Annotated in this window: 8 protein-coding genes and 2 pseudogenes; 6 read left to right on the forward strand and 4 right to left on the reverse strand. The window is 74.7% G+C overall.

All coding sequences use genetic code 11. The features are described from left to right. Positions 1-90 precede the first annotated feature (90 nt). The 3 genes from RH94_RS34095 to RH94_RS34105 all read left to right on the forward strand — a co-directional run bounded on the left by RH94_RS34095 (position 91) and on the right by RH94_RS34105 (position 3,919). Positions 91-531: a pyridoxamine 5'-phosphate oxidase family protein gene (locus RH94_RS34095; RefSeq protein ID WP_073947304.1), complete on the forward strand. Its 441-nt coding sequence runs from the start codon at positions 91-93 to the stop codon at positions 529-531. Between the two features lie 141 nt (positions 532-672). After that, positions 673-1,533 (forward strand): universal stress protein, encoded by an 861-nt coding sequence (locus RH94_RS34100; protein ID WP_073952184.1) that lies wholly within the window; start codon positions 673-675, stop codon positions 1,531-1,533. A 7-nt stretch (positions 1,534-1,540) separates the two neighbouring features. Then, complete coding sequence (locus RH94_RS34105; RefSeq protein WP_073952185.1) at positions 1,541-3,919, forward strand: glycoside hydrolase family 65 protein; 2,379 nt, start codon at positions 1,541-1,543, stop codon at positions 3,917-3,919. A gap of 344 nt (positions 3,920-4,263) precedes the next feature. Here the strand turns inward: RH94_RS34105 and RH94_RS34110 are convergent, their stop codons facing one another. Beyond that, positions 4,264-4,551, reverse strand: coding sequence for a metal-sensitive transcriptional regulator (locus tag RH94_RS34110; protein ID WP_073952275.1), 288 nt, complete (start codon positions 4,549-4,551; stop codon positions 4,264-4,266). A gap of 93 nt (positions 4,552-4,644) precedes the next feature. Here RH94_RS34110 and RH94_RS34115 point away from each other — a divergent pair, with 93 nt between their 5' ends. From RH94_RS34115 to RH94_RS34125, 3 genes are all read left to right on the forward strand, one after another. Then, positions 4,645-5,226, forward strand: a complete 582-nt coding sequence (locus RH94_RS34115; RefSeq protein ID WP_073952186.1) for a rhodanese-like domain-containing protein — start codon at positions 4,645-4,647, stop codon at positions 5,224-5,226. Between the two features lie 227 nt (positions 5,227-5,453). Continuing rightward, positions 5,454-6,233, forward strand: a complete 780-nt coding sequence (locus RH94_RS34120; protein ID WP_073952187.1) for a LysR family substrate-binding domain-containing protein — start codon at positions 5,454-5,456, stop codon at positions 6,231-6,233. Positions 6,234-6,360: 127 nt separating this feature from the next. Beyond that, entirely contained in the window at positions 6,361-7,377 is a 1,017-nt protein-coding gene (locus tag RH94_RS34125) for a lactonase family protein (RefSeq protein WP_073952276.1), read from the forward strand. Between the two features lie 68 nt (positions 7,378-7,445). Here RH94_RS34125 and RH94_RS45515 read toward each other — a convergent pair. From RH94_RS45515 to RH94_RS34135, 3 genes and pseudogenes are all read right to left on the reverse strand, one after another. Then, positions 7,446-7,854 (reverse strand): annotated as a pseudogene (locus RH94_RS45515) (hypothetical protein); the annotation flags it as partial. Position 7,855: 1 nt separating this feature from the next. Beyond that, positions 7,856-8,371, reverse strand: a pseudogene (locus RH94_RS45520) (hypothetical protein); the annotation flags it as partial. 122 nt (positions 8,372-8,493) lie between these two features. Beyond that, positions 8,494-9,486, reverse strand: a complete 993-nt coding sequence (locus RH94_RS34135; RefSeq protein ID WP_073952188.1) for an N-acetylglucosamine kinase — start codon at positions 9,484-9,486, stop codon at positions 8,494-8,496. Positions 9,487-9,492 lie beyond the last annotated feature (6 nt).

Genomic DNA, 9,492 nt, shown 5'->3' on the forward strand with positions numbered 1-9,492 from the left:
GCGGTCCGGGCGGCCGGAGGATGGGGGCATGTACCACGGCTGTGCCCGCCGTGCCGGGTTCGCCGTGCCGGGTGGAAAGACGGATGGCTGATGTATCGCAACGACGGGTTCCGTGAGCTGGACCGGCAGGAGTGTCTGCGGCTGCTGGCCAAGGTGCCGGTGGGCCGTGTCGTCCACACGCGTCATGCCCTGCCGGCGGTGCTGCCGGTGAACTTCGCCCTGGACGGCGACGGTGCGGTGCTGCTGCGCACCTCGGCCGACTCGGAGCTGGTGCGGGCGGTGGAGGGTGCGGTGGTGGCGTTCGAGGCGGACGAGGTGGACGCGGTGGCGCGGTCGGGGTGGAGTGTGGTGGTGACCGGTGCGGCCGCGGTGGTGACGGATCCGGCCGAGCGGCGGCGGCTGGCGGTGAGCGGTCCGCGTTCCTGGGTGCCCTGGCCCCGGGAGGTCTTCGTCCGTATCGAGCCGGAGCTGGTCACGGGCCGCGAACTGGTCGGCGGACGCAGCATGTACGGTCTCGATCCACTCTCCTGACCGGCGGCGGCCGGGGCCTGCCCGGGCCGAACGCCCCCGAGGAGGCCGAACCGCCCTCGCGGGGGTACCTGAGGGGTGCGACGGTGGTGGTGGGATCTCTTGCCGCGCGACGTGGCAACCCGGCGAAAGGCGGCGGGAACGATGGAACTGCCCTTGGTCGTGGGCGTCGACGGATCGGATCCGAGCCTGACGGCGGTGGACTGGGCGGTGGACGAGGCCGCCCGGCACGGTCTGCCGTTGCGGCTGGTGTACGCCTCCCTCTGGGAGCGCTACGAGGGTGCCGTCCCGTCGGGGAGCGTGGACCGTTCCTCGGAACAGGTGATGGCCGAGCACGTCGTCGCCTCCTCGGCGGAGCGGGCCCGGAAGCGCAACGCCGACGTGAAGGTGTCCACCGACATCCTCCCCGAGGACGCGGTCTCCGCCCTGCTGGACGAGGGCAACACCGCTTCCGCCCTGGTCATCGGCTCACGTGGGCGAGGCGGGTTGAAGGGGCGGCTGCTCGGCTCGGTCTCCCTGGCCGTGGCGGCCCGCGCCCACTGCCCGGTGGTCGTGGTCCGCGGTGACAAGGCGGGTCTGGCCGGCTCGCACGAGCGGATCCTGCTCGGTGCCGGCGGGACCGAGACCGGCGGTGAGGCGGTGCGGTTCGCGTTCCGCGAAGCCGAGGCACGCGGCTGCGTCCTCGACGCCGTACGGGCCTGGCGCAGCCCCGCGTTCCAGGTGTCCTCCGCGGCCCCGGCCCGCGGGCCGGAGCAGGAGGCCTCCGCCCTGCTGGAAGAGGTGCTGCGGGAGGCGAGGGCCGGGCATCCTGACGTACGGCTGCGCCCCGCGACGGTCGAAGGGCCGGCGCACAGGGTGCTGGTGGACCGTTCGGCCGCCGCCGACCTGGTGATCGTCGGGACGCGGCACAGGGCGGGACACTCCGGACTCCAGCTGGGCCGGACGGCCCACGCGCTGCTGCACCACGCGCAGTGTCCGGTGGCGGTCGTACCGCAGCGGACGTGACGGCCCGGTGACGGCGGCGACGGCCGGAACGTGGGCGTACGACGGCTACGACCCCGCCCAGGAGCGCCTGCGGGAGGCGCTGTGCACGCTGGGCAACGGCCGTTTCGCCACCCGCGGTGCCCTGCCGGAGTGCGACGCGGACGACGTGCACTACCCGGGCACCTACGTGGCCGGGTGCTACAACCGGCTCGTCTCCCACGTCGCCGGCCGCCGGGTCGAGAACGAGGACATGGTCAACGTCCCCAACTGGCTGCCGCTGCGCTTCCGCCTCGCGGACGGCCCCTGGCTCACCCCGGACACCGCGACCGTCCTCGACCATCACCAGGTCCTCCACCTGGACTCGGGCCTGCTGGAGCGCCGTACCCGGTACGGACTCGGGGACGGGCGGTCGCTGATCGTGCGTCAGCAGCGGATCGTGCACATGGCCGACGGGTACCTGGCGGCGCTGCGCACCGAGCTCACCGCCGACGGCTTCACGGCGGACCTCGAGGTCGAGGCGGCCGTCGACGGCGGCGTCACCAACGCCGGTGTACAGCGCTACCGGGACCTGGAGGGCCGGCACCTCACCCACGTGCACTCCGGTACCGCCGCCCCCGGCACGGTGTGGCTGCGCTGCCGTACCCGGACCTCCGACATCCGGATCGGCATGGCCACCCGCCTGACCTGCGAGGGCGAGATCACCACCCGGCACGAGCACCCGCGCGCGGTCCAGCGGGTGCGGCTGCGGCTGGAGCCGGGCCGTACCGCCACCGTCGACAAGACCGCCGCGCTGCACACCTCCCACGACCCGGCCATCAGCGACCCGCTGTGGGCCGCGGTCGACCGGGTGGGCGCGGCGCCCGGCTTCGACGAACTGCTCCGGACCCACCTGACGGCGTGGGACCAGCTGTGGCGGCGGGCGGGCATCGAGGTGCCGGGGGAGCCGGGGCGCATCCTGCGCCTGCACCTGTTCCACGTGCTGCAGACCCTCTCCCCGCACACCGCCGACCTGGACGTCGGGGTGCCCGCCCGCGGGCTGCACGGCGAGGCCTACCGCGGGCATGTCTTCTGGGACGAGCTGTTCGTCCTGCCGTATCTGAACCTGCACTTCCCGGAGGTCTCCCGCGCCCTGCTGCACTACCGCCACCGGCGCCTGGAGCGGGCCCGCTCGTCGGCGCGCGCGGCCGGCCGGCGCGGCGCGATGTACCCGTGGCAGAGCGGCAGCGACGGCCGGGAGGAGTCCCCGCGGCTGCACCTCAATCCCCGCTCGGGGCGCTGGCTGCCGGACCACTCCCATCTCCAGCGGCACGTCGGCTCGGCGGTCGCCTACAACGTGTGGCAGTACTGCCAGGCGAGCGGCGACACCGAGTTCCTGCACACCAAGGGCGCCGAGATGCTGCTGCAGATCGCCCGCTTCTGGGCGGACTCGGCCACCTGGGACGAGGAGCTGGGACGGCACCGCATCCTGGGCGTGATGGGTCCCGACGAGTACCACGACGCCTACCCGGACGCCGACCGGCCCGGCCTCGACGACAACACCTACACCAACGTCACGGCCGCCTGGGTGCTCGCCCGGGCCCTGGAGGTGCTGCGCACCCTGCCCGAGCCGCGCCGCCGTGAACTCGCCGAGCGCACCGGCCTGGACGACGCCGAGCTCGAACAGTGGCAGGACCTCTCCCGCACGCTGTACGTCCCCTTCCACGACGGCGTCATCAGCCAGTTCGAGGGGTACGACGGCCTCGCCGAACTCGACTGGGCCGGCTACCGCAGGCGATACGGCGACATCCGCCGTCTGGACCGGATCCTGGAGGCCGAGGGCGACAACGTCAACCGCTACAAGGCGTCCAAGCAGGCCGACGTACTCATGCTCGGCTACCTCTTCTCCCCGTCCGAACTGGCCTCGCTCTTCCGGCGGTTGGGTCACCACCTCGACGACGGCCTCTGGCGGCGCACCGTCGACCACTACCTGGACCGCACCAGCCACGGCTCCACCCTCAGCGGCCTGGTGCACGGCTGGGTCCTGGCCCGCGCCCGCCGCGCCGAGGCGTGGACCTTCGTCCAGGAGGCCCTGCGGGGCGACATCGCCGACCTGCAGGGCGGCACCACCGGTGAGGGCGTCCACCTCGGCGCCATGGCCGGCAGCCTCGACCTCGTCCAGCGCGGACTGCCCGGCCTGGAGACCCGCGAGGACGCCCTGTGGCTCGACCCCGTCCCGGTGCCCGAGCTGTCCTCCTACGGCTTCGCCCTCCGCTACCAGGGCCACTGGGGCGTACGGCTGCGCCTGGAGCACGGTCGCATGGAGATCGCCGTGCCCCCCTCCGACCGCTCACCGATCGACGTACGCCTGCCCGACCGCGCCGTCTGTGTCCAGCCGGGGGAGACCTGTCGGCTGATCCTGCCCGAGTGAGCGGACCGGGGTGAGCGGACCGAGAGGTCCGCGGAGCCCCGTCCCCGGAGCGGGATGGATACCCCGGGGGGTACTTGTGTTAGCCTCGGCGGCATACCCCGGGGGGTAAATTCTCCATGAAGGGAGCTTCTCGTGTTCTTCGTCGAGGCGCACGTCCGCAGCGGCTGCGTCTCCGGCTGCCCGGCTCCGCCCGGACGGGGCGCCCGCCTCCCTCCCGCGGACCACGCTCGCCGGTCTCGCCGAACGGCACCCGGGTGAGGGCGTCGTCGTCCTGGATGTCCGGCGCGATCGCGCGAGTTCCCCGGTCCTCGCCCCGGCCTGGCCGGTTCCGGGGGCGGCGGGCGTCACGCCAGTGACAGGAACAGCTTCTCCATGCGGGCCCGCATCTGGGCGGCGTCCTCGCCGTTCGTCCGGCCGGACTCGATGTCGGCCACGCACTTCTGCAGGCCGGTGGCGATGATGGCGAAGCCGGCGCGGTCCAGGGCGCGGGAGGCGGCGGCGAGCTGCGTGACGACCTCCTCGCAGTCCCGCCCCTCCTCGATCATCCGGATCACACCGGAGATCTGGCCCTGCGCACGGCGCAGCCGGTTCAGGACGGCCTTGAGGTCGGCGCCCTCGAGCTCCAAGTCCACGATCACTCCTCGCGAAATACCCCTGGGGGTACTGTACGTCCTGATTCGGGACGGCGTCGACCACCCCACTGTCCGGAAAGGATCCGAACCGCCATGACCACTTCTCCCACGCCCCTCGCGGTCGAGCAGGCGCGTTCCCGGCTCGACGAGCTGATCGTCATCGACGTGCGCACACCCGGCGAGTATGCCTCGGGGCACCTTCCCGGCGCCCTCAACATCCCGCTGGACCGCATCCGGCAGGCGCTCCCGGAGATCCGGCACGCCGCGGCGCGCGGCGACGTCCTGGTCGTCTGCGCCTCCGGAGCCCGCTCGCAGAAGGCCTGCGTGCTGCTGGCCGAGCAGGGCGTGTCCACCGCCAACCTGACCGGCGGCACCGGGGCGTGGGCCGCCGCGGGCCACGAACTGAACCGGCCCGTGGCCTGCGAGACGCGGTCCTCCTGGAGCATGGAACGCCAAGTGCGCTTCACCGCGGGCACTTTGGTGCTGCTCGGCCTGGTCCTCGGCCTGCTCGTGCACCCGGCCTTCCAGCTCCTGTCGGCGGGCGTCGCGGGCGGGCTGGTCTTCTCCGCCCTCACCAACACCTGCGGCATGGCCGTCCTGCTCGCCAAGCTGCCCCACAACCGGCCGCGCGCGGCCCGGCTCGACGCGACGCTCGAGACCCTGCGAAGCCGGTGAGCCCCGGCCGTCGTAGGTCGTGAGGTGCCGGGAGGGTCAGCCGGCGGACGCCGTGGCGGAACGTGCGACGGGCGCGATCGCTCCCAGGTGGGCCCGGTGGCGGCGGAAGACCCGGCGCATGCGCAGGACCCGGCGCAGCCACCGGGCCGTCCGGCCCCGACCGCGCCGGCCGGCGGGCTCCGGCCGGCGCGGTCGGGCTTCTTCGCCGCGCCGGGTAACCTGGCGGGGTGACCGGCTCGGATGCAACTGTCTCGTTCCGGCTCGCGTACGTCCCCGGGGCGACGCCCGCCAAGTGGGTGCGGATCTGGAACGAGCGCCTGCCCGACGTCCCCCTCACCCTCGTCCAGGTCCCGGCCGCCGAGGCGTCCGAGACACTGCGCCGCGGCGCGGCGGACGCGGGGATCGTACGTCTGCCGGTGGACCGCACGTTCTTCAGCGCGATCCCCCTCTACACCGAGACGACGGTGGTGGTCGTCCCCAAGGACCACCTGGTGACGGCCGTGGACGAGGTGTCCCTGGCGGACCTCGCCGACGAGGTCGCCCTCCACCCCCTCGACGACGTCCTCGGCTGGGAACGACCGCCCGGCGAACCCGCCTTCGAGCGGCCCGCCACCACGGAGGACGCCGTCGAGCTGGTGGCGGCGGGCGTGGGCCTGCTCGTCGTCCCCCAGTCGCTGGCCCGCCTCCACCACCGCAGGGACCTCACCTACCGGCCGGTCGTCGACGCCCCGCAGTCGAGCGTCGCGCTGTCGTGGCCGGAGGAGGCGCACACCGACCTGGTCGAGGAGTTCATCGGGATCGTCCGCGGCCGGACGGTCAACAGCACCCGGGGAGGCACCCGGACCCGGCCCCAGGGCCCGGACCGGCGCGAGGACCAGCGGGCCGACGGCAAGGGCACCCGCCGCAAGCCCGCGCCGACGGGCCGGTCCGCCAGGGCCACGACCCGCGGCCGGCGGGACGGCGGAGCCAAGGGCGGCGGACGGGGCAGGCCGGGCCGCAGGTCGTAGCCGCGGGACGCGGGAGAGCGCGCCTCGCGGGGTGCACGGCCCCGGCAACGTGTCCCCGATCTGGTCCAGACCAGAGGTGGTCGGCTGCTACCGTCGCCGCGGAGGGGACGATCGGGAGGGGACCGTGGTGGCAGAGGGCGGCAGGCGGGAGCGGCGGGCGTTCATCGGGTCGTTCACGGGTGCGGGAGGGCCCGGGATCGTCACCGCGGCCGTGGCCGAGCACGGTGGGGCGCTGACCGTGCTGAGCGGCGTGAACGGCCTTCCCGACCCGTCCTGTCTGGCGCTGTCCGACGACGGCGGCACGCTCTACGTGGTCAGCGAGACGGCCGAGGGCGCGGTGGCCGCGTACCGCGTGAAGGGCGGGACGGTCGAGCCCACCGGTTCCCCGGTGCGGGTCGGCGGCAGCGGCCCCACCCATCTGAGCCTGTTCGACGGGCACGTCCTCACCGCCAACTACGGCTCCGGCAGCGTCAGCGCCGTCCCCCTCCGCGCCGACGGCCGCCTCGGCCGGGCACCGGCCGCCGTGCTGCGGCACACCGGCTCGGGCCCGCACGCCCACCAGGTGCAGCCGGACCCGAGCGGCCGCTGGGCCGTCAGCGTGGACCTCGGCACGGACTCGGTCAGGGTGTGCACGCTGACGGACGGCCGGCTCGCCGTGCACCGGGAGACCGCCCTGCGTCCCGGCTCCGGACCCCGCCACCTCGCCTTCCACCCGGACGGCACGCACGCCTACGTCGTCAACGAGCTGACCCCCACCGTCACCGTCTGCCGCTGGGACACCGCCGCCGGCTCGCTCGAACCGCTGGCCGAGACCCGGGTCCTGCCCGCGGCCCCGGCCGGCGACGCCTACCCCTCGGGCCTCGCGGTCGCGCCGGACGGCCGGTTCCTGTGGACCGCGACACGCGGCGAGGACGTGCTGTCCGTGTTCGCCCTGGAAGCGGACGGGGAGCGGCCGCAGCTGGTCGGCACGGTCCCGTGCGGCGGTCACTGGCCGCGGGCGCTGACGCTGTCCGAAGGCTTCCTGTACGTCGCCAACGAGCGCTCCGGGGACGTGACCTGGTTCGCCGTGGACGAGGAGACCGGACTGCCCGCGCGGGCCGGTGCGGTCGGGGTGACGGCCGCGTCCTGCGTGGTGTTCGGCTGAACGCGGGAAAAGGGCCCGCTCCTCACGGCCGAGGGGCGGGCCCTTGTCGTACGGGGACGAACTGCGCGTCAGAGGGCCGGCGCGCCCTGCGGCTGCTGCGGGGCGATGCCCAGCGCCGTCGTGTACTTGGCCAGGACGAGCTTGCCGATCGCCGGGTACGGACCGAGCGCCTCCGCGGCGGAGCAGTCCACCTCCTCGGCGGCGGCGGCGACCAGCTCGGCGTCGATCTCCGGGCCGATCAGGTACGGCGCCAGGGCCAGCTGCTGCGAGCCGGAGGACCGCAGCTGCTCGGCGACGCCGGAGATCGAGCCCTCCTGGTCCAGGGCGGCCGCCATCACCGGCACGGCGAGGCGGGCGGCGAGCAGCATGCCGGTGATGCCGGCCGCCTGCACGGCCTCCTCGCCGCCGACCGAGGCGAGGATGATCCCGTCCGCCGCGGTCGCCACGGTGAACAGGCGGGCGCGGTCGGCGCGGGCCNCAGCCCCGCCTCCGACAGACGCACGTGCAGCGCCTCGGCGAGCAGCGGGTGCGGGCCGAGCACATCGGTCAGCTCGGCCGCGACCCGGCTGTCCATGACCGCCTGCCGGACCCGGCGCAGCAGCGCGCTGTCCGGACCGGCCAGCAGCGGCACGACGACCGCGACGGGCCCCTCGGGCTTCTTGGCCTCCACCCCGGCGGCGACGGCCCGCTCGTAGCGGGCGGTCCGCTCCTCGGCCGCGTGGGCGAGCACGGACTGCAGGGTCGGGTACTCCGCGTCGTCCCCGTCGAGGTACCCGATCCGGGCGTCGAGGCCGGGCAGTTCGGAGCGGGCGATGCTCACGACCTCCTCGGCGAGGCCGCGCGTGGCGGTGCCGGGCGTGCCCGGCACCGCGAGGACGAGCGCGGGCGCGCCCTCGGGTACCGCCAGTGGTTCGGGTCGGCGGTGCCGTCCGGGCTGGCGGGGGCGCGGCATTCGTACTGGCAGGCCGGACGCGGGCCCAGTGGGGGAGCTCATGGCGCCGCATGTTACTGGTTTTGCGAGCTCCCCTGTTCGGGGAGGGTGCAGGTGAGCGGTATCCGTCCGGTTTTGTCTGATGAGTTACGTACGGATTCGAGCCGATCGGTCTGTGTACGGGATCAGTCCCCTTGCGGAGGCGGCACGTACAGCAGCTTCTCGTCACCCGGCAGCGCGAGGACGTCCCTGGCCAGGTCGGTCGCGATCCGCACGCAGCCGTGCAGCGGGTCGCCCTCGGCGCGCACCCGCCGCGCGTGCGGCAGCCTGCCGGACAGCTCCTGCTCCAGCGGCACGAGGAGGGGGGTGCCCAGCTTGAACAGGCCGCCGGTCAGAGCCAGCAGAGGCTCTCCCGCGGCCGGGCAGACCGCCGCGGCCGACTCGGCCATGTGCCGGGCCGCCGCACGCAGAATGCCCGCCGCGACCGGGTCGTCCGGGGCGCACACCGCCACCTGGGAGGCGAAGGAGGCCAGGACGGCGGCGCGGTCGGAGCGCGGGTAGAGCCTGCCGGGCAGCCCCGGCATCGGCCCGAACGCCTCCTCCGCGCGGGCCAGCAGCCGCGCCGAGCCGCCGTCCCGCCCGTCGTGGGCGCGCAACGCCGCCTCCAGGCCCGCCCGGCCGATCCAGGCGCCGCTGCCGCAGTCGCCGAGCAGATGGCCCCAGCCGTCCGCGCGGCGCCAGCCCGTCAGATCGGTGCCGATCGCGATCAGACCGGTCCCGGCGGCGATCACCGCGCCCGGCCGCGGCCCCAGGGCGCCGGTGTACGCGGTGACCGCGTCGGCGACCAGCGCCACCCTGCGCACCCCGAGGTGCCGCGCCAGCGCGCCGGGCAGTTCGGCGCGCAGCGCGTCGCCCAGGGTGGCGAACCCGGCGGCGCCCAGTACGGCCGTCTCCAGCCGTCCCACCCCCGCCTCGGCGGCCAATGCCCGTGCCACGGGCACCAGTTGCTCCATGAGGTGTCCCGGGTCGATGCCCCGCGTCCCGGTGCGCGCCGGTTCCCCGGTCTCGCGCCGTGCCAGCGGCCCGCGCCCGGGCACGCCGACCACGACACGGACGCCGGACCCGCCCGAGTCCACGGCGAGGAAACCGGAGGTGCCGGCCGCGGCCCCGCCCGTCACGGCAGG

It is taken from the genome of Streptomyces kebangsaanensis (assembly GCF_001906585.1).
In the GTDB taxonomy this organism is placed as follows: domain Bacteria; phylum Actinomycetota; class Actinomycetes; order Streptomycetales; family Streptomycetaceae; genus Streptomyces; species Streptomyces kebangsaanensis.